This is a genomic window from Ructibacterium sp. SJQ-7, from assembly GCF_054696575.1.
This window is the reverse complement of record NZ_CP195193.1, coordinates 2,767,815-2,788,143: the sequence shown is the minus strand read 5'-3', so window position 1 is coordinate 2,788,143 and position 20,329 is coordinate 2,767,815. Positions and strand designations below refer to the sequence as shown.

Below are 20,329 nucleotides of genomic sequence, written 5' to 3'. Positions count from 1 at the left end.
TTATCACCTACTTTAAAATTGACAGTCCGCCTTTTTTCCTGTTCATCATTTCCGCAATACCCGTTGTTGCGTCGGGTGCGTCGTCGTGCTTGTTCTTGCCCTCACGCTGATATGTTGTCATAGCCTTGTAGTATTCCGGAAAGCGTATGTGCCAATCCGACGGAAAGTATATATGCTCCATTACCCAAGTGCTGTTTGACAGTATTCTTGCCTCTTTGTTATTGCTTTGATGAAACCATTTCACCGTTGTAAAATTACTGCCGTATTTTTCGGCAAGTATTTCACGCACACGTCTTGCGAACGAACGTCCGCCGTTATTGCTTTCAATCTTTGCAAGATTTACGTTATTCTCGTACAATCTGCGTGCCGTTTCACCCTCTGTAATCTCCATAGGCTCATCGGTATAATACACGTCTATGACGTATACTTCTTTGCCGTATATGCCGTATATTATGTTGCAGAGATAGTCCGCACCAGTATCGGCGGTATCGCAATATGATTGTATTTGCGTAATCGGCGGTAAACTGTCGTATGTTTTAAGCGTTGTGTAGAGTTTGCCTTGCAAATCAATCGGCTCTTGCTGATAATTCGCACTTGCTATGTCCGCACCCATTGCCTTTATCTTTAAATCATAACTGTATCGTGAGAGTATCTCATCACAAAGCATACTGCCGTCATCACATACGGCTTTCATCATTATTACTCTGTGAGATATGTTGTTGTCACTGAAATACTCAATCGCACGTCCCGCAAGGTCGCCCGACGCCCAACGTGTCATTATAATAATTATCTTGCCTTTTTCTTCAAGTCGTGAAAACATTGTGTTTGTAAACCATTCCCAATGCTTTTCTTTTACTGTTTCATTGTATGCTTCTTCCGCATTTTTGATAAGGTCGTCGATAATTAATAAACTTGCTCCGAAACCTGTTGCCGTACCCGACGGCGATGTTGCAAGATAGTTGTTGTAACCGCCCTCCAAGCTCCATAGATTCATCGCTCCGTCGCCTTGCTTTATTTTCACGTTCGGGAATATGTCACTGTAAATAATCTTATCCGTATCGGCTTTTTCCTCCTGTATCGCATTACGCACTGCTTTTGAAAAGGTGGTTGATAACGTTTCATTGTATGAGCCGGTCATTATTTTTTCGCTTTGATTTCTGCCGAGCACCCACTCAACAAACATTGAAGCAGTACGGCTCTTGCCGTGACGCGGCGGTAAGTTTATAATCAGTGCGTCTTCATCACTTTCGTAAAACGATTGCATTTCGTTGCATAGTCTGACAAGAAATTTTCTGTCTGTTTTGTAAAACGACGGTGCTGTTAAGTGGCAAAAATAAAAGAACTCGCGTCGTGCAAGTTCTTTCTTCGCCTCAAGCATTATTAAATTTTTATCCATCGCCTATCACCTTCCTTAATTCGTCGGTCGTAAGATTTGCCATAGGATTGTTTATGTCCATTGTGCCACTGTGCTGTATCTCTTGCTTTGGTGAAAATTCATCTTTGCATTTGCGTTCAAGATACCATAACGATAAATTAATATCACCCTTTTTTATCCCGTGTGCAACGTTTAATTTCGACTTCATTTTGATATTGTCTTTAAGTAGCTCTTTTCGCTCCGAAAACTCCTTGTGTTTCTTGCAGTAATTGTATAACGTGCTTACCGCTATATCCGCATAAATACAAGCCTCTCGGTCACTTAACCCCATTAAAAATCCCTCTTCGAGTTTTTGGACTGTCTCTTTCGTAATCTTTCTCGGTCTTGCCATGAATTTCACCTCCTGTTTTTGGGTATAGAAAAAGCACTACCTATGCGATAGTGCCTTATATTTTATTTTGATACAACAGTGACATCGTATTGTTTTTATCCGTTGTTTGTATTGCTTTCTTCTTTTTCGGCTATCAGTTCATCTAAAACTTGTAAAGCTATGGTGCATTGCATTAATTCTTCATTTTTATGAATATTATAGCGTATTAGCAAAAAACTTACACCAAGTATGATAATAATAATCATAATTATATACCAAAGTACGGAATCTCTTTCATTTTCAGATATTAAAAAATTCAAAATAGACATACATAATGCGATGATTGATACAATAAAACTCAATCTACTATACACATCATTCTGTTTTCTATCTTCATAACGAACTTCAATTCTCAATTTTTCACTTTTTAAATATTCCAGTGTTTCGTTTTCATAGAACTTTTTTAAGTCTTTACGATATTTTAAATATTCTCCATCATCATTATTCGTTTTTAATATACGTTCTTTCATTCTTTATCCTCCGTAAAATTGTATTTGTGTATATAATTCGACAATATCACACAAAATTCCTTTTTTAGAAGAATAATTTTTTAATATCTCCATTCCCACCAATTACACGAGATATTCACCCATCATCTCACGATGATACACCGCTTATGTTACTAATTCCACGATACACTATATCACAGGTTCAATGTGACATTCAATGACATTCTTAATTTCAATCAGTGCATTACCGTGTAAACGCAAAATATGTCTGTATCCGTAATTCATTTTACAAGCAATCATTTCCCACGTTTGAAAATTGAGATAACGCAGAATTAATATAGTTCGAAGTGTTGCGTCGTCGAGTTTATTCACGTTTTCCAAAATCTCTTTTTTAATCTCATACAGTCTGTCAATGCGTTTATCTATCAATTCGGAATAAGCGGCATAGCTTATGAACTTATTCTCCGAAGTATTCACGTTTGACGTCTGCACCTTTTCACTGCCCGACCGAGCCACAGTGCTTGTTGCGTTTGTCAATGCCCGCTCTTGCTCCAAAATCAATGCGTTAATCTCCTCGTCCGTCTTTCTCGCTCTCGAAAGCCATTCTTTACATTCTTTAATCGTCAAATCAATTCCCCCTTATACACCGTATTTTTCTTTCAAACTTTCAAGCAATTCGTCTTGTACCTCGCGTTTACCCTGCAAACTGTCAAGCACACGTTTATCGACTGTTCCGTCGGTCACAAGGTGATGGATTATCACAGAATTTTTCTGTCCCTGTCTATACAATCTTGCATTTGCCTGCTGATACAGTTCCAAGCTCCACGTCAGACCGAACCAAACTATTATATTACCGCCTGTTTGAAGATTGAGTCCATGTCCCGCACCTGCGGGGTGAGCCAGTAAAAGCGGTATTTTTCCGTCATTCCAATCCCTTATATCATCAGCACTTTCAAGCTTTTTTGCACCCTTGAACTTTCTAAGTATTCTCTCGCAGTCGTGGCGATAGCTGTAAAAGCACAAAATCGGCTGACCTTGTGAGGTATCGACTATTTCCGCCAACGCCTCAAGTTTTTTATCGCTCGTAACCTTATAACTTCCGTCGTCCAAATACATTGCACCGTTTGAAAACTGCAAAAGTTTATTCGTAAGTGCGGCGGCGGTTGCGGCGGTAACTTGTCCGTTTATGAACTCCAAATACTGTTCCTTTTCAAATTCTTCGTACAGTTTCAGCTCCTTATCTGACAGCTTTATATGCTGAACGGTATCAATCCTTTCAGGCATTTCAAGCCAATCCTCTGCCGACATACTGACGCATATATCCGAAATTTTATCATATATCGCCTTTTCGGACTCCTCTTTCGGCTTGTAACTGAAAATCGTGGTCTGATTACGTTTATCGGGAAGAAAATATCTCTCCCTGTAACCGCTTACCGTTCTGCCGAGTCTTTCGCCGCTGTCAAGCAAATATATCTGACTCCATAAATCAATAAGTCCGTTCGGTGCAGGTGTGCCTGTAAGTCCGACTACTCTTTTAGACAGTGTTATGTATTTTTTCAGTGCCTTAAATCTCTGCGACTTTGAACTCTTAAAGCTCGACAGCTCATCAATAACCACCATATCAAAGTCCCACGCATTGCCTATGCTCGACAATTCGTTTGTGAGCCACGCAACATTTTCACGATTTATAATATAAATATCTGCGTCCTTTAAAAGTGCGTTACGTCTTTGACTCGGAGTGCCGAGAATTTTCGATATTCTCAAATGCCTTAAGTGGTCCCACTTTTCACACTCTCTACTCCAAGTATCTTCCGCCACTCTAAGCGGTGCTATGACAAGCACTTTTTCGATTTCGTAACAGTTATAAATCAATTCGTCAATCGCCGTAAGCGTTACAACCGTTTTACCAAGTCCCATATCAAGGAACAATCCGACACGCGGTGTAGAAATAATTTTGTCCAACGCAATCTGCTGGTACCTATGCGGTCTAAAATTCAAAATTCTCACCCCTTAACAATTTGTCAACTTTATCCTTTGTATCAATCACATAAACGTGAAAACCGAGTTTTTCAAAAAGTCTGTGTACGGAAGTCTGCAATCTTCTCGGTTTACCGCTCGGTCTTTTCAGTTCCACGAAATACAACGCACCTTTCGGAATCATAACAATCCTATCCGGCACACCTGCCATACTCGGCGACACAAATTTTAATGCCAAACCTCCCATTTGCTTAACTTGCCTTACTAAATATTTTTCAATGTCCTTTTCTATCATTTTTCACCTGTTCTTTCTGCGGTAACTCTAAAACAGTTTTCATATACTTATACGCGTATATACGCGTTATGTGTGTATATATCTATTTGTAGTATATATATGTATATAATATATAGAATTAAAGTTACCTTTGTTATATATCGCTTTAACCTTTATCTTTACTGCATTTTAGGTATAACTTTCAACTGTTACATAAGTTTACCAACGTTACATTTAATGTTACATAACCGTTAGAAAGTTATACCCTTATGTTATACGTTATTTCCTCGCCATTTTAAAGCCTCTTTGCACTCCGTAATCCTTGTTAAATTTAATAACCTTGTCGTATTTTTCCCAATCGTCAAACGATGAAATGATACTGTTAATCTCTATCGAATCCCTACGTTGAATTTGCCTAAAATCGCCGTTAAAGAGTTCGCACCATATTTCAAGTGCACACACTCTGTCACGTTCGACAAGTTTTTCTTCTGGCACACTCACAATCTCCGACCAATAATCACGACGCTTTGATAAGTCCCAACTATTCCAATCCGACGGAACACGTTTATCAAGGAAATCACGGATCAGTCCCTCTTTAACCGACACTTCCCTATGATCTGACTGCACTTGTTTCGCAAGCTGTTCCGTTTCCTTTGACAAATAAAGCGGTTCATTCTGCGTATAACGCACTTTTGCCTCCGCCCAAATTTGATTTATTTCCTCATCGGTCAAATCGGTAAACACGCTCTTTTTTATCGGCACAATCTCCGTATCAACGGGCCAAAATCTTCTGTTACCGGTACGGTCACGAAGATAATCGCTGTTATTGCTCGTACCGAAAAATACACATCTTCGCGGGTGTTCCTGTACAATTCTGCCGTATGCCGCGCGGTATCTGTCCGACGTCTGCGACAGTATCTGTTTAACACTGCCGACTTCCAACTTATTAAGTGCCTCAAGTTCGCTTATCTCTACAATCCATTTACCCTGTATAACCTCGCACAATTCCTTACCCTCGAACGTCTTTATGCCGTACGTAAACCACCTGTCAAAGCCGACTTTGCGAAGTATCGTACTCTTGCCTATGCCCTGCCTGCCCGACAGAATAAGCATATTATCGAATTTACTTCCCGGCTCATACGCTCTTGCGACCGCTCCGACGAACATTTTACGCGTCACTTCTCTTGTATATTCGTTATCCGCCGCACCGAGATAATCGACAAACAATGTGTCAAGTCGTTCCGTATTATCCCACGCAAGACCGTCCAAATACTCAACAATCGGATCATACGCAACGCGTCTGTAAAACACTGACAACGCACGAAAAACCTTATCGTTACCCATTTTAATGCCGTACACATATTCAAGATACCACTGCAATCCGTCCGTATCGGAATCCTGCCAAACGCGTTTTTCCGGTGCGTCCTTGTCCCAAGGCATAATGCCGTCAATCTCTGCATAGCCTGTAAAATCGTTCATTTTGATTTTGCCTTTTAAATGCGAATCGTTCTCAATTATAAGAATAATATTGTTAAGCGTCTTTTCGTAAGCGCCTGTATTTTCGTTTTTCTCCAACTTTAACGCCCACTGCATATCGTCCGTTTCTTCGCTTTCGATACCGCCGAAATCTTCCGCCGCTTTCTTTTGACGTTCCTTAAACATAAGCATTGAAACATCACTGTCACCGTCTATAAGCTTGCACATTGCCGAATATGACGGCAGTTTCGATACAGGTGTACCGTCCTTTGCGTCTGCGTCCGTATCGCTGAATTTATGAATACGAACAAGGTCAAAACTGTTGCACAACTTACCGCTTGCAGGGTCTGTTGCGTGATTTGAATACGCAAATTTGCCGTTCTCATACACTACAAGTCCGCTTGAACTCGAGCCGTCCCTGTATGTGTATCTGTCGCCTACGGCACATTTTTCATACACGTCGGGAAGATATTTTTCTATGCACGAATGTATATCGTACGTTCTGCAAAACGCACCGATAACACCTTTTTTAAGCGTTGGATCCTCTTGTTTTCTTACCTGTCTGTCCAACGCCTTTGTTGTTCTTGACGAAACGTACCAACTCGATACGTCGTGCCAATCTTCATATTTTGCAAGCACCCTGTCAACGTCAAGCGGTTTATTTTCCTCGTGTTCAAACACATACTCGCCGTCAATGCTCGTACTCGGCCAATACATTAAACGGTGCGGCTGATACGTTGTGTCGTCAAACATATCTATACCAATATCATACGCCACCATTCTTGCAACCGCTTCGTATTCATCAGGCGTACAAGGTCTTGACAGAAGTATCACCAAACGAAATCTCGGTTTTTCGGCACTGTGTTTATGCGTTGAATAAATGCAATATGTAAAGTCGTAAAACATTGAAATATTATCGCAAAAATCACTGTCGGCAAAGTCTGCGTCAAGCGTAAGCAAAATTCTGTTTTCGATACTTCCCGACTGTCGCTTGCCGTTTTTCACCTTACCGCCCACAAAACCGCCGACGTCCTTTATATCATCCTGTTGTGACTTCGGCATATTTGCAAATTCACCTTGCGTTTCGCTCGTCCTTGTTGTCGTTTTCAGCCTTTCGACAAAATCTCCCCACGACATTTTTGTATTTTTCCATAGTTTTGATTTTCTGCTTTGTCCCGTAGCAATTACTAAATCCAATTTATAACACCCCCTAATCTTTCATATAAAAATTACATTCGTATCCGTCCGCATTAAGCGGAAGTCCTTTCGCCCATTCAATCGGCTCACACATTATCGCCGCCAACTCCTCTGCACTCGACACGCCTTTCGGAACGTCAACTATAACCTCATCGTGAACGTGGAAATTAATCTTAAAACCTCTGTCCTCAAGCCGAATTATGCTTTCAGCCAAGCAATCCCTCGCAAACGCCTGTACTATGTTTTCAACAAGCTTACCGCCCCATGTTTCAAGTCTGCTCCAAGTTTTTGTTGTCTGATTCATACCCATATATGTAACGGCTTTTTTTCCAAATCTGTTTACTTCGATTTTCGGTTTAACGTAAGCGATTTTTCTTCCCGACGGCAGACCGATAAAAAGAATATTCGACTGTTTGTAAAAAGAAATATCGTGTCTAATCTTGCCCGGATAACCCTCAACCGCCTTAATCGCCGCATTCTCGACCGTTCGCCAAAATGCCGTTATGGCAGGATTTGAACTCCGCCACTTATCCACGATACCTTGAAGTTCTTCTTCGTCAATACCCATTTTCAAAGCACCCATACTCACCATAGCTCCGACACTTCCGCCGTAACCGAGTGCAAGTTCGGCAATCTTGCCTTTTTGACGTAGCGGATCGCCTTTGTGAATACTTTCAATCGGAACATGGAACATCTGACTTGCCGATGCCTCGTATATTTTTCCGTGAGTTTTAAATACTTCAAGTCGCCACTGCTCGCCTGCAAGATATGCAATAACTCTTGCCTCAATCGCCGAAAAGTCCGCTACTATAAATCGCCTGTCCTCACTCGGTACAAGTGCTGTTCGTATAAGCTCCGACAGCGTTTGCGGAACGTTTTCGTAAAGCATTTCAAACAGTTCAAAATCGCCGTTTTCCACACATTCTCTTGCGTAATCAATATCTTTCAAATGGTTTTGCGGTAGGTTTTGCACCTGTACAATTCTTCCTGCCCAACGTCCTGTACGGTTTGCGCCGTAAAACTGCAAGAGTCCTCTTATTCGTCCGTCATCGCAGACGCTCCGCTCCATTGCCTCGTACTTTGTTACAGACGTTTTCGCCATCATTGAACGCAGATATATCACTCTTTTCGCCTTTAGCGATATGCTTTCATCAGCTATAAGCTCCTTTAATTTTTCCTTGTTTAAGCTGTCGATTTTCTGCCCTGTTTCTTCTTCAAGCCACGCCTTTAGTTGCACAACCGATTTCGGATTTTCAAGTCCCGTTATTTTCTGTGCCTCATCATAGCACCTGTCGCTGTATTCCGTATTGAATTTGATCGCATTTTCAACAAAGTTTCGGTCAACTCTTACACCTCTGTCGTTAATTCGTTGGTCATACGTCCACAGTTTTTGTTCACTGTCGCATATCGGAAATTGGGCGAGTTTCTTTTTTATCGCGCGTTCCACTTCAACGTCCTGTATGCAGTATTCTTTGAATACCTCCCACTTGTCGGGTGCGTGCGTTGGTAAATTCCTTGTACGTCCGCCGTTCGTCTTTGTCGGCTTACACGGTTTTGAGAAATAGTCAATCAATGCTTTTCCGCGTTTGTCCTTTTGCTCCTCCAAACCGAGCGCAACCGCCACAGCCGAAAGCGAAAGCGGAAGTCCGAGTTCTGACGCTTGTACCGCACTGCAACGCCATTGATTTACAGGCAAATCAATATTAAAATACTTACCGATACACGTTCTTTCAAAGTTCGCATTATACGCCGTTTTCAATATATCCTCGTCCGTCAGTGCGTTCATTACTTCTTTCGGCAATGCCTCACCTTGTGCAAGGTCAATTATTTTTACTTCTTCATCATCAAACGCATACGCAAATAACAGGATTTTAAAATCGGAGGCATTCGCATAAGCATATACCCCCGATTTAATTAAATCAACACTTCCGTATGTTTCAATGTCGATACTGAGTGATTTCATTTTGTCACCTTTTAATTAAGAAAATCGTCGTCATCGTCATACAGTCCCGCAAAGTCGTCCTCCGCAGTGTTTCGTCCGCCTAAAGGCTCTCCGTCCCTTGTTTTCATCAAATTATTAAGACCGCACGCAATACCTTTATTGCCGTTGGAGTTAAAGGCGTAAAACGAAATTGACGCATGACCGTAACAACCGCTGTAAAATTCCGTCTTGTCGATTATCGGCTGACGTGACTTGTCCACAATACCCGGTGCGGTTTTGCAGTTTGCGTTGACAAAATAGCTGTTTGCATAGTTTTCGTCGTCCTCTCTGTCAGTATCACCGTCACGCAACGGCAACTTTAAATTTGCGGGAATTTTACCGCCGAACTTCGCAATGCCCTCTTGCTTTGCCGCCTCGATTGCGTTGTTTATAGCCTTGATTGTCTTTGTGTCGCTTTTCGGAATGATGATACTTACCGAATACTTTTCGTCACCGCCGTTGATTGATGACGGCTCCCAAACGTGTGCATAACTGAATCTTACTTCTCCTGTGATTACCTGTGTCTTTCTTTTTTCCATTGTTATTTCTCCTTTACTTTATATCTTTAAAATCTTCTGCCGCTTTCTCTGCCGAATTCCATTCGGGACGTTTGTCCTCCGAACGTACAAGCGTCGGCTTTCCCTGCGGTTTTATTACATATTCTCCGAGCAGTTCGTTAAATCTTGCTCTGCCTAAAAGTGCTCCCATTTGGGTGATGTTGAGTATTTCTTTCTTATATATGTTCTTTTCGTCATAACCGGCTTTAATTAATACATCGGCGATTTTGCTGTCGTCCTCCGCATATTTGCGGTTACTTCTTCCCTCAACCACTTTAAATCCCGGATACTTAACGCCGTTATTAAGTGCCTGTTCCAAAGCATAGTCCTTTACGAGTTTCGACCACTTCGCAAGGTTTTCCGCTTGGTCTATTACCTCCGCAATTTCATCTTCGGTAAGCTCCAAAGGCGGTTTGAAAACCATTGCCGCAAGTCTGTTTTTCTCCTCCGCATACGCACGGCATACGGCTCTTGCTTTGCAAAATCCGTCATCGCAATGACGTCCCGCTATACAGTCACCGTCACCGCTGTTCGCAAGTACGGCTTTAGGCTTTAAATCTTCGCCCCACTTAATGAGTTCACCGCGTGTAAGCGTTTCCGTATCAATGTTATCAAGTCGTGGTTGGAATATCGTTAAATTGACCTTATGTATGTCGTATAGGTAGTCGTATTCGCTCAATGCTCCTAAGCCATATATCCTAAGCTGACTGTTCTTGTCTGCCGATACCTTTACGCCCTGTCCGTATTTAAGGTCTATTATCTCGATTATTCCACCGCCGATAATAACGGTGTCGCCTGTACCGAATCCGTCGGGTACCCATTCCGAAAAATCTAAACGGCGTTCAAGATGTATTTGTGCGTCCTTGCATTGACTTTTAATCGCATTGTATCGCTCCAATACAAAATCACGATAACTGTCCGTGTATTCTTCCATATCTTCTGTTATGTCAAGCGAACGTATCATCTTATGATACTGCACGCGTGTTATGTGGTTTAAAGCTAATTTCAGCTTTGCCTCACCCAATGAATGTGCGGTAGTTCCCTCTTTTGCATATTCACTGCTTTCGTCGGGGAATTTACTTTCCATTGCGATTGACGCAGGGCAGTTTATCCACTTCTTTGACCCCGACGCTGAAAGTTTTGCGTGTTCTTCCGGCATTACTTCACATCTCCTATTCTTGTCATCGCCTCTGCGTATCGCTCAGGCGGTATTTCCGTTACTTTGCCGTAACCCATTTCTTGAAGCAGTCCCTTAGCCTTATCTCTGCCCTGCGACTTCGCATACTCACCGAATGCCTTGCGTACTTCTTCTATTGCGTATTCGGTTGTTGTTACTTCTGCGTTTTTATCCTCTGTCGGAGTATTGTCTGCCGGTACTTCGGCGGTGTTATCCTCTGTCGGCGTATCGTCCGGCGTCTGTTCCTCTCTTACAACGTTCGCCGCTTTCTCAACGTCCGCCTTTGTCATCTCCGTATTATCTGTCTTTTTGTTAAGTACCGAACATAATCCGTACATTCGGTCGAATACTTCCTTGTTACCCTCAAAATCTTTCTGTTCAAGCCTAATTACAATTTGCATTGATTTTTATTCCTTTCTGTGATATAATGTTTGTATAGATTAATAATCTATGTACTTTTGTTATTTGACCGTTATTGAGTTGCCGCTCTGACGGTCATTTTTATTGCGACTAAGTATCATCGCATTTACGAAAACACCTACCAAATGCTTTTCATTCAGTGTTAAATCGTTATACATTTTCAGTATTTTCTTCTCATCTGCCACTCTTCTCACCTCCTAATTCTGATATTTTATAGGTTGTCTGTATGCTAAAACTATTCCCCAAGATAATCCGTAACTGTACGGATACTGCAATACCTCTTTGAATAGGTCATACCACGCTTTTTCCTTTTCGTATGCGTCGGCTTCTTCTTCCGTAAGTCCGTCGCGTTCATCGTCGCATACTGCGTCATCATCATCTATGCACGCCCAATCATCATCAATACAGGCGAAGTCGTCATCACGACAAGCAAAGTCATCGTCTATGCACGCCAAATCGTCAAATTCGTATTTCGTCATAGCCGTTTAATTATCTCCGCTGATAATCTTTGCGACACTCATTTCAAGCGGGTGCTTTGACTTGATACGATTTGTTATCCCGTATCCTTTTGCTATGTATGCCTTAACCGACTTGTTGTCATCGGCATTTAAAACCACAACATCATCTCTGCCCGTCATTACTACATATTTGTTCATTTGAAAATATTCCTTTCACCGTTATTTTCTGTTTTGCGTGTCCTCTGCACTCTTTAGCGAATGCGTTAATCATCGGAAATACTTCTCTGTGAAAATATTCTTCCGTTTTCTCATTCTCTGTTTTTGGTTTTCTTTTTAGCATTTTTCCTGTCCCTTTCTGCCAATTTCCAACTTATGATTAGTCCGATACCGAAACTAATCAGCGCAATTCCTATTGTGTTCATTAGTTTACCTCTCTTTATCCTGTGAGCTTGTCCCATCATCGGAGCATTAAGCTCCTTTTTCTTTGTTTGCTTGAATAGCATTGTACTCGTCAATCATCTCCTGCGACGCCTCAACTGTTACATCACCGTACCCAAGCATATGATACATATTTTCTATATGAGGTTTCCAATGCTGAAAACGCTCATAAGCAGGTCTGTCTTGCCAACTTCCTACCACTTCAACGTGTACTTTAGGTTGCTTTCTCGGCTTTCTTGCCTTTTTGGTCTTTTCCGCCTCCATAATCTCCACCTCCTGCTTTAATCTATGTATTTCATTTTTTGTCCTATTACTTTGTATTAAGCAATCTGCTCCTGTTCCATTATCGGAAGTATACCCTCGTTCTTTAACAATGCATAAATAAATAATCTGCCTTTTTGTGTCCAATATGTATTTACTTTAGAATGTTGCTTGCCGTCATTTCCGTTTACAGTATGCGTCTTTGTACTTGTGTAGCCTTTTTCAGCATATTCCTTATACAATAGCCATATCCCGCCTTGCTTAAACTGTATCTTGTGTTCTTTTAAGAAATTGTTTAACCATTTTGCCGACTTACCGTAATCCTTTGCTATTACAGTGACAGATAATAAATCGGGACAATTTAAAACTAAATCATAATATGATGCCTTTGGTTGAAGTTCCATAATCTGCTGTTCTTGAACTTTAACAGTGGTGTTTAGTTTCTTATTTTTCTCTCGCTCCAATTTTAATGCCGTAAACGCTTGTATAGCTAAATCGGGATTATCCAACAATTCGTCGGTTGCATACATTCCCGTTTTGCGTATCGCCGGTAATACATCAGCCGTAACCCAATGCTTAAACTTCTTCGCATTCGGCATTTTGCTTGATAGAATAAGGCTGTAAAGACCTGATTCATTAATCATTGTCAAATCTTGTTTTCCTCCAAGGGTGTCACATTTCGTTACCCCCTTATCTTCTTCATCAATATGGTCTATAATAGCCTTTCTTGGATTGCTGTATCCGAGGATTTCCGCTACATCCTTACCGACAAACATAATCTCTCCGTTTACTGTTGTTGTTCTTACAGAGCCGAACTCTGCATTTTCAAATACCTTTAATTCTTCCATACTTCTTTTTCCTTTCTGTTTAATGACTTATAGTTGTGTGATTTCAAATCACGTAGCCGACAAAAAAATTTTTTTAGTTAAACTTGGACTTAAATTTAAAAACACTTCGGATTTAGCTATTTCACTCCCTTTAAATTCGGCTGTATTATGTATTTTATTATACAATGCCATTTCAGATATGCCTAAATAATTTGCATATTCACGTTTAGTCTTTCTGGCGCGTTTTATAGCTAATTCCAGTTCAAGCGTATCTGTCATTACAATTCACCACCTTTCCAGTGATTTTAAATCACTGTATTTATATTAACACACAAGTTCTTTTTTGTCAACACATTTTTTTGTTTTTCTAAAATTTTGTTGACAAGTAATCACGTCTGTGATAATATAAATATAAAGAAAAATTTATAATTTAGAAAGTAGGCATTAATATGAGTTTAGGTGAAAAAATAAAAAAACGAAGAGAGGAGCTCGGTTTATCTCAAGAGGACTTAGCCCTTATGCTTGGATATAAATCTCGTTCCTCTATCGCAAAGATAGAAGCTGATATAAACGACTTAACCCAATCAAAAATTGTAGCTTTTTCTGAAGCCTTATGTACTACTCCGGATTATTTAATGGGTTGGACCGATGACCCAATTAATTACGATGATCCATCGATAACAAGTGACATTCCGTTAGAAATTCTAAAAGAAGCCGATGGAAATACAGAATTGGCGTATAAGGCACATCAAGCGATGTTGAAGGATTCTAAACAAAATTCAAATAATTCTATTGAAGTAGAAAATCCTGACATACGTCAAATCGCACGTGCTGGCAAAAAAATGACACCAGAGCAAGCCAAAAATGTTAGAAAATATGCAGAGTTTATGTATCCGGAGGCATTTAAGAATGATAGATAAGCACAGACGCCATTATGTATATGATACAGTTTTTCAATTTATTATCGACAACAATTTAAAAGTTTTTCCTATTTCAGTGCAAAAACTTTGCAGCTTGCTGAACACCGAACTTGTAACTTTATCCGATATAGTACGTCATAGCAATTTACGTATAAAAGATGTTTTTGATATTTGGGGAAATGAAGACGGTTGTGTCATGGCTTATGAACATAACGGAACATTATATCATAAAATAGCTTATAATGATAATAAACCCCTTGAGCGAATACGTTTTACAGTTTGCGAAGAATGTATGCACATTTTGCTCGGACATACAAAAAACCCCTCGTTTAATGCATTCCAACAATCATATAGCCCTCCTACTTATGCACAATACGACGAGGAAGCAAGAATAGGAGCCGGATTAATTATCTGCCCCTCTCAATTTTATTATGCACATTCAAATGAGATATCATCTACGCATTTATGTAGGATTTGTAGAATTTCAGAACCATGTGCAAACATTCGGATAAAGGTGCTTGATAAATATAAAAACGAACTTCAACAACGCCCACTATACAAGCAACTTCCTCCAATATCCGTATCTTTAACACAACTACAAAACAAAAAATTCTTTGAAATTGTAAGGGACAATTACGGAAAGGCGACATCATTTAGATTAAAAAAGTTACCAATCGCAATGTAAAAAAGTGAAACAAATTGTATTAAAAACATAATTAATTTATTAAGAATCGGCTTTTTTAATAAATTAGTAAAAAAGAGCATTGCCGAGTTATGGGTGTTCCGAAATTGTTGATTAGAGAAATGTAAGTTTATCAAGAAAGGATATTGATACTATGGACATAATAAAATATTACGGCAGTGATGAAACCAAAACAGAGTTTATCAATCACGACAGTGAGCCGTTAATGGCAGTAATTGCACACGACCGCTCACACGCTGTTGTTTCATTGCTTGATGAAGGTTGTGAACATCATTTGTTGTTGGCAAAGGCTCTTGACAAATACAATATAGATGAATATTTCAGAATTATTTTTGATAACGAGGGTGCCGATTGGACCTTTGTATGCCCACCTAATTATAAAAATATAGCTAATAAAGAAAAACGTATAACGGAATTTTTTAATGACGGTGTTGATGCTATAACCGAATTTCTGAAACAAATCGGTTATGACGTGCCCATTAACGTCCCAAGACGTTATCGCAGACATATGGACTATTTGAAAAATTCAGATTATTAAAGAGGTTTTTATATATATAATTAGAGAAACGTAAGTAAAAATTGAAAGGATTGATAACAATTAACGATTTTCCATATAATATAAACGATTTGAAAAATGCGTGTAAGAATAAAAAAATTATTTGGAAAGAACACGCTACTCAAAGGCTATTGCAAAGAAAAATATTAAGAGATGAAGTCATACAATGTATTTTAAACGGCGAAATTATAGAAAATTATATAAGCGACAAACCCTTTGCAAGTTGTCTTGTATTCGGATATAGAGGTATTGACAAGCCGTTACACGTCGTATGTAGTTTTGACGGCGAATATATCCATATTATAACGGCATATATTCCCGATACCATAAAATTTTATGATGATTTGAAAACAAGAAAGGAGAATTAATTATGAAATGTATCGAATGTGGTCATGACACCATTAACAAAAACAGAACATATGTTGCAAATCTTGAAAATTGCGTTATTATTATAAAAAATGTTCCGGCTATGGTTTGTGAGCATTGCAACGAAGTTTATTATTCCGATGAAGTATTCGGGCAAATTGAAAAAATAGTATACAAACTCGAAAACATTATAAATGATATTGCAGTTATTGACTATACAAATTCTGCCGCGTAAAAAATTCCCCTGCCTGTTGGAGCAGACAGAGGAAAAAGAATAAAGTGCATTTATACACATATGTCACGCTCCCCACGGAGTGTGTGAGTTGAAATATAACACAAGAAAGGAAGATTTACGATGAATGTAGCCATGTATTTACGAAAATCGAGAGCGGACGAAAACAATCCGCTTGAAACACTTGAACGTCACAAAGAAATTCTTCTTTCTTATGCAAAGGACAATAATTTAACGGTCATTGACATATTTGAAGAAGTGATAAGCGGAGGAATGTTATACAACAGAACGGAAATGCTGAAACTGCTTGACGCTATTCCCTCGCACATATATGATGCGGTATTATGTATTGACCTTGACCGTTTAGGGCGCGGAAGTGCCGCAGACAGTGAAAAAATCTTTGACGTTCTTAAAGAAAATGACGTGAAAATTATTACACTCAAAAAAATATATGACCTCAACAACGAGTACGACGAAGATTACAGTGAATTTGAGATGTTTATGGCTCGTAAGGAGCTTAAATTCATCACTCGCAGAATGAACAGAGGACGTATCAAATCAATCAACGACGGTTGTTTTGTGTCGGGTGCTCCGTTTGGTTATCGAAATGCCGTAATAAATAAAAAGCACACGTTGGAAGTATATGAACCGGAGGCGAAATATGTTCGTATGATATTTGATATGTATGTAAATCAAAGTATGGGTATTACTTCAATAAGCCGTCAGCTTGCAAATTTGGGTGTCTTGAGCAAGAAAAATACACCGCTCCACCCCACCACAATCGCCCGTATGCTCCGAAATCATACTTACATAGGTAAAATAGTGTGGAACAAATCAAAGTCTGTTAAAGGCAAAAATACGCAAGAAAAAACGAGTAAAGATGATTGGTTATATGTTCCCGGACTGCACGAGCCGATAATTGACGAGAACACGTTCAATAAAGCACAAGATATTATAAATCTGAAATATAAACCGCCTATGCGTACAGGCACGTTGCAAAATCCGTTTGCAGGGCTTTTAAAGTGTGCTAATTGCGGTCGGGCAATAGTTATCAATACTTCTAACGAAACCGTTGAAAAATACCGTCTTTGTTGCCGTACACTTGGTTGTAATAAAGCCTCTGCATTAAGTATTGTAGAAGATAAGGTATTTGAAGTGCTTACAAAGGAATTTAAAGATATTGAATTGTCTTTAAAAAATATCCGTCAATCGCATAATAAGGATAAACTTTCTTGTCTTGATACAATAGCCACTTTGGAAACAGAATTAAAAAAACTTGATAAACAACAACTCCGTCTGTATGACTTGCTCGAACAGGAAGTCTATACAAAAGAACTTTTCCTTGAACGCAATAACGCAATTTCAGATAGAAGAAAAAAAATTAATGCCACGATAGCACAGGAACGTGAAAAATTTAAACTTGTGGATACATCTTCCATCGAAGAACGACTTCCCCTTTTGCGTGAACTTCTCACTAATTATAACTCTCTTTCAGCAACAGAAAAAAATTCCATTCTTAAAAATTTTGTGAAAAAAATTGAATATAAACGTGAAAAATCCGCTCCCGAGGGCGATATCTTCTTGAAAATCTATTATAAATAACTTTTTACCCGCCTTATGTATCTTGTTGCCATAGCTGTCGCCATAGCAATCCATAATATTCCGGAAGGAATTGCTACGTCTGTACCGATATACTACTCAACAGGCAGCAGAAAAAGAGCATTTATAGTATCGTTTTTTTCGGGTATTACGGAACCTTTAGGTGCTATAATCGGTTATTTAATTTTACGTCCGTTTTTCAACGATGTCGTATTCGGTATTTTATTCGGAATAATCGCCGGAATTATGGTATTTATTTCAATAGAAGAACTTTTACCGATGGCACGTGAATATGAAAAAAGCAAAGTCACTATTATAGGCGTCATACTCGGTATGGCAATAATAGCGCTCAGCTTACTTTTGTTTATATAAATTTTACACAAAGACATAAACGATAGTTATTTTAAAAACATATATACTATAATAGTTTGAAAAGAAAAATTCTATACTATAAAATACAAATTGGTGAATGCTATGAGCTATAATATTGGACTAAGGCTGTACAATTTACGCAAAGCCGCACGTCTGTCACAGGAACAAACTGCTTTAGCCGCTAATATCACTCCCGCCTATTTAGGTCAAATAGAGCGGAACGAAAAAAATCCTACAATTCTGACGATTGAAAAGTTATGTACGGTATTCAACATTTCGCTTTCGGAATTTTTCTCAAACCACAAACCCGCAAGCAATGATGATGTATTTTTAAACCGTATTACTGTTATGCTTTCAAACCGCACAGATGTTGAAAAGGAAAAGATATATCGCTTGATTAAAACAGCTTTGTCCCTTAGTGATACAGACTGAACGGAGTACAGATTTTTGTACTCCGTTTCTTTTATTATATTCACACACTTGGACTAAATTGTCAAAGTGAAATTAGTGTTTTGACAGACACTTCCTCATACTTTTTTGAGCTGCATACTTTTTTGTTTTTCGTGCATTATTTTTTACACACATTTACCAATGCCGCGATACTAATGATAATAGCAATATCCGTTCTCAATTTTTCTGTCAAGTTTCTCGTTACAAAACACACGCAAATCATATACTTTTCATATAATGTTTTCAAACGTGCCGAAAACATTCTTGAAAAAGGTTAGCATCGAACAAAAGTCGTTACGAATGTTCTTGCAAATAAGTAGCCGACGTGAACATGACCTTTTGCTACTAAGAAAGAGTAGTTGTATAAGCGCACTCTGCTTTTTTACAAAAAAACAGAGTAAGCGATATAACGCTTACTCTGACGTGGTGCGGATAACAGGACTTGAACCTGCATGGGTTGCCCCACATGAACCTGAATCATGCGCGTCTGCCAATTCCGCCATATCCGCTCGACTTAACTATTATATCAAATGTACATTCAAAATTCAATAGTCAAATCCAAAATCTACTTATATTCTTTCAAAAATTTTATATCTTCCTTAGTAAGTTCGGCTTTTTCAAGCATATCGGGACGCTTTTTGAGTGTATTAATGAGTGACTGTTCCCTTTTCCACTGTTCGATTTTCGCGTGATGACCGGAAATAAGCACATCGGGAATCGGTTTATCGTGCCAAACTGCCGGACGGGTATACTGCGGATACTCCAAAAGTCCGTTAAAATGCGACTCATTTTCATACGAAGTTTCAGCAGCCAAAACTCCCGGAACAAGTCTTGAAACAGTATCAATAACTGTCATCGCCGGAATTTCGCCGCCTGTCATAACAAAGTCACCGACGGACAGTTCCATATCCACAATTTCATCTATAACTCTTTGGTCGATACCCTCATAATGACCGCAAAGCAAAACGATATGCTCATAATTTGCAAGGTCGATTGCGATACCTTGATTAAACACCTTTCCCTGCGGCGACATATATATCGTAAACGGTTTATAATCAAGTCCCTCCGCAACAGACATATACGCGTCATACACAGGCTGTGCGTTCATAAGCATACCACCTCCGCCGCTATACGGATAATCGTCAACCTTTCTATGTTTATTGGTTGAAAAATCACGAATATCAATAAAATTCATTTCAAGAATATTATTTTCTCTCGCACGACCGATTATACTGTCACCCAAAACCGCCTCAAACATTTGCGGAAACAATGTAAGCACATCAAATCTCATATGATTTTTCACGCCAAGTCCTCCAAGCCGTCCATCATTCTGACGGTTATTTTACCGCCGTCAACGTCGATATTAAGAACAACGTCATCTATAACAGGCAACAAAAGATTTTTCTTTCCCTCACGCTTTACTTCGTAAATATCGTTACTGCCCGTGTTAAAAACATCGCTTACAGTACCGATTTTTTCGCCGTCCTCCGTAACAATATCAAGACCGATAAGGTCGGCAATATAATACACGCCCTCAGGAAGTTCGCCCAAAATCTCGCGTTCGGCATAAATCACTTGATTTTTATACTTTTCAGCCATATTTATATCAGTAATCTGAGAAAATCTCACGATAAGATTATTCTTCTGATACTTTATACCCTTTACGTCAAGTCTTTCATATTCAGACTTTTTCTTTACATAAACAAAATCTATATCTTCAAACACTTCGGGATAATCGGTCCAAGGAACAACCTTAACTTCACCTCTTAAACCGTGTGTATTAACTATTTTTCCTACCTCAAGCAAGTCCATAACTAAATCCTTTCTTCAACAT

The 20,329-nt window shown here is 39.3% G+C and carries 26 protein-coding genes, 1 tRNA gene and 1 pseudogene; 8 read left to right on the top strand and 20 right to left on the bottom strand.

Annotated features, from left to right (window positions below):
- Window positions 1-7: 7 nt before the first annotated feature.
- From terL to ACSAMO_RS12135, 17 genes are all read right to left on the bottom strand, one after another.
- A complete protein-coding gene (gene terL / locus ACSAMO_RS12215; RefSeq protein WP_499209410.1) occupies window positions 8-1,396 on the bottom strand; it encodes a phage terminase large subunit in 1,389 nt (462 codons plus the stop codon).
- The gene (locus ACSAMO_RS12210) at window positions 1,389-1,766 is read right to left on the bottom strand and encodes a hypothetical protein (protein WP_499209409.1); all 378 of its coding nucleotides are present in this window, start codon (window positions 1,764-1,766) and stop codon (window positions 1,389-1,391) included. The genes terL and ACSAMO_RS12210 overlap by 8 nt, the downstream gene beginning before the upstream one ends.
- Before the next feature lie 95 nt (window positions 1,767-1,861).
- Window positions 1,862-2,275: a hypothetical protein gene (locus tag ACSAMO_RS12205; RefSeq protein ID WP_499209408.1), complete on the bottom strand. Its 414-nt coding sequence runs from the start codon at window positions 2,273-2,275 to the stop codon at window positions 1,862-1,864.
- A 168-nt stretch (window positions 2,276-2,443) separates the two neighbouring features.
- Window positions 2,444-2,881 carry a hypothetical protein gene (locus ACSAMO_RS12200; RefSeq protein WP_499209407.1) on the bottom strand — a complete coding sequence of 146 codons (438 nt, stop codon included), beginning with the start codon at window positions 2,879-2,881 and terminating at the stop codon, window positions 2,444-2,446.
- Window positions 2,882-2,893: 12 nt separating this feature from the next.
- Window positions 2,894-4,252, bottom strand: coding sequence for an SNF2-related protein (locus ACSAMO_RS12195; RefSeq protein WP_117968436.1), 1,359 nt, complete (start codon window positions 4,250-4,252; stop codon window positions 2,894-2,896).
- On the bottom strand, window positions 4,242-4,478 hold the full coding sequence (locus ACSAMO_RS12190) for a VRR-NUC domain-containing protein (protein ID WP_412322488.1): 237 nt from the start codon (window positions 4,476-4,478) through the stop codon (window positions 4,242-4,244). Before ACSAMO_RS12190 ends, ACSAMO_RS12195 begins: the two co-directional genes overlap by 11 nt.
- Window positions 4,479-4,784: 306 nt before the next feature.
- Window positions 4,785-7,178 carry a virulence-associated E family protein gene (locus ACSAMO_RS12185; RefSeq protein ID WP_499209406.1) on the bottom strand — a complete coding sequence of 798 codons (2,394 nt, stop codon included), beginning with the start codon at window positions 7,176-7,178 and terminating at the stop codon, window positions 4,785-4,787.
- Window positions 7,179-7,191: 13 nt separating this feature from the next.
- Entirely contained in the window at window positions 7,192-9,141 is a 1,950-nt protein-coding gene (locus ACSAMO_RS12180) for a DNA polymerase (protein WP_499209405.1), read from the bottom strand.
- An 11-nt stretch (window positions 9,142-9,152) separates the two neighbouring features.
- Complete coding sequence (locus tag ACSAMO_RS12175; protein WP_022229195.1) at window positions 9,153-9,698, bottom strand: DUF2815 family protein; 546 nt, start codon at window positions 9,696-9,698, stop codon at window positions 9,153-9,155.
- Window positions 9,699-9,711: 13 nt separating this feature from the next.
- Entirely contained in the window at window positions 9,712-10,875 is a 1,164-nt protein-coding gene (locus ACSAMO_RS12170) for a DUF2800 domain-containing protein (RefSeq protein WP_499209404.1), read from the bottom strand.
- Entirely contained in the window at window positions 10,875-11,294 is a 420-nt protein-coding gene (locus ACSAMO_RS12165; protein WP_499209403.1) for a hypothetical protein, read from the bottom strand. Before ACSAMO_RS12165 ends, ACSAMO_RS12170 begins: the two co-directional genes overlap by 1 nt.
- 60 nt (window positions 11,295-11,354) lie before the next feature.
- Window positions 11,355-11,498, bottom strand: coding sequence for a hypothetical protein (locus ACSAMO_RS12160; RefSeq protein WP_499209402.1), 144 nt, complete (start codon window positions 11,496-11,498; stop codon window positions 11,355-11,357).
- A gap of 12 nt (window positions 11,499-11,510) precedes the next feature.
- On the bottom strand, window positions 11,511-11,792 hold the full coding sequence (locus ACSAMO_RS12155) for a hypothetical protein (RefSeq protein WP_147514055.1): 282 nt from the start codon (window positions 11,790-11,792) through the stop codon (window positions 11,511-11,513).
- Between the two features lie 6 nt (window positions 11,793-11,798).
- The gene (locus ACSAMO_RS12150) at window positions 11,799-11,969 is read right to left on the bottom strand and encodes a hypothetical protein (protein ID WP_337600054.1); all 171 of its coding nucleotides are present in this window, start codon (window positions 11,967-11,969) and stop codon (window positions 11,799-11,801) included.
- A 270-nt stretch (window positions 11,970-12,239) separates the two neighbouring features.
- The gene (locus ACSAMO_RS12145) at window positions 12,240-12,473 is read right to left on the bottom strand and encodes a hypothetical protein (protein WP_499209401.1); all 234 of its coding nucleotides are present in this window, start codon (window positions 12,471-12,473) and stop codon (window positions 12,240-12,242) included.
- A 56-nt stretch (window positions 12,474-12,529) separates the two neighbouring features.
- On the bottom strand, window positions 12,530-13,318 hold the full coding sequence (locus ACSAMO_RS12140) for a phage antirepressor (protein WP_117965386.1): 789 nt from the start codon (window positions 13,316-13,318) through the stop codon (window positions 12,530-12,532).
- 48 nt (window positions 13,319-13,366) lie between these two features.
- The gene (locus ACSAMO_RS12135) at window positions 13,367-13,576 is read right to left on the bottom strand and encodes a hypothetical protein (RefSeq protein ID WP_499209400.1); all 210 of its coding nucleotides are present in this window, start codon (window positions 13,574-13,576) and stop codon (window positions 13,367-13,369) included.
- 170 nt (window positions 13,577-13,746) lie between these two features.
- On the opposite strand from ACSAMO_RS12135, the gene ACSAMO_RS12130 reads away from it, so the two are divergent.
- The 8 genes and pseudogenes from ACSAMO_RS12130 to ACSAMO_RS12095 all read left to right on the top strand — a co-directional run bounded on the left by ACSAMO_RS12130 (window position 13,747) and on the right by ACSAMO_RS12095 (window position 18,477).
- Entirely contained in the window at window positions 13,747-14,217 is a 471-nt protein-coding gene (locus ACSAMO_RS12130) for a helix-turn-helix domain-containing protein (protein ID WP_117965390.1), read from the top strand.
- On the top strand, window positions 14,207-14,902 hold the full coding sequence (locus ACSAMO_RS12125; RefSeq protein WP_178402450.1) for an ImmA/IrrE family metallo-endopeptidase: 696 nt from the start codon (window positions 14,207-14,209) through the stop codon (window positions 14,900-14,902). Before ACSAMO_RS12130 ends, ACSAMO_RS12125 begins: the two co-directional genes overlap by 11 nt.
- Before the next feature lie 151 nt (window positions 14,903-15,053).
- Entirely contained in the window at window positions 15,054-15,458 is a 405-nt protein-coding gene (locus ACSAMO_RS12120) for a hypothetical protein (protein WP_483229869.1), read from the top strand.
- Window positions 15,459-15,508: 50 nt separating this feature from the next.
- A complete protein-coding gene (locus ACSAMO_RS12115; RefSeq protein ID WP_499209399.1) occupies window positions 15,509-15,844 on the top strand; it encodes a DUF4258 domain-containing protein in 336 nt (111 codons plus the stop codon).
- 2 nt (window positions 15,845-15,846) lie between these two features.
- Window positions 15,847-16,077, top strand: coding sequence for a type II toxin-antitoxin system MqsA family antitoxin (locus ACSAMO_RS12110; protein WP_482490452.1), 231 nt, complete (start codon window positions 15,847-15,849; stop codon window positions 16,075-16,077).
- Window positions 16,078-16,197: 120 nt separating this feature from the next.
- Complete coding sequence (locus tag ACSAMO_RS12105; RefSeq protein ID WP_412579214.1) at window positions 16,198-17,676, top strand: recombinase family protein; 1,479 nt, start codon at window positions 16,198-16,200, stop codon at window positions 17,674-17,676.
- A 24-nt stretch (window positions 17,677-17,700) separates the two neighbouring features.
- Window positions 17,701-18,045 (top strand): annotated as a pseudogene (locus ACSAMO_RS12100) (ZIP family metal transporter); the annotation flags it as partial.
- A gap of 102 nt (window positions 18,046-18,147) precedes the next feature.
- Window positions 18,148-18,477, top strand: a complete 330-nt coding sequence (locus tag ACSAMO_RS12095) for a helix-turn-helix domain-containing protein (RefSeq protein WP_499209398.1) — start codon at window positions 18,148-18,150, stop codon at window positions 18,475-18,477.
- 442 nt (window positions 18,478-18,919) lie between these two features.
- On the opposite strand, the gene ACSAMO_RS12090 is transcribed toward ACSAMO_RS12095, so the two are convergent.
- From ACSAMO_RS12090 to rimM, 3 genes are all read right to left on the bottom strand, one after another.
- A tRNA-Leu gene (locus ACSAMO_RS12090) sits at window positions 18,920-19,004 on the bottom strand.
- Window positions 19,005-19,060: 56 nt separating this feature from the next.
- Window positions 19,061-19,786, bottom strand: a complete 726-nt coding sequence (gene trmD / locus ACSAMO_RS12085) for a tRNA (guanosine(37)-N1)-methyltransferase TrmD (RefSeq protein ID WP_147514650.1) — start codon at window positions 19,784-19,786, stop codon at window positions 19,061-19,063.
- Between the two features lie 8 nt (window positions 19,787-19,794).
- On the bottom strand, window positions 19,795-20,307 hold the full coding sequence (gene rimM / locus ACSAMO_RS12080; RefSeq protein WP_147514642.1) for a ribosome maturation factor RimM: 513 nt from the start codon (window positions 20,305-20,307) through the stop codon (window positions 19,795-19,797).
- Window positions 20,308-20,329 lie beyond the last annotated feature (22 nt).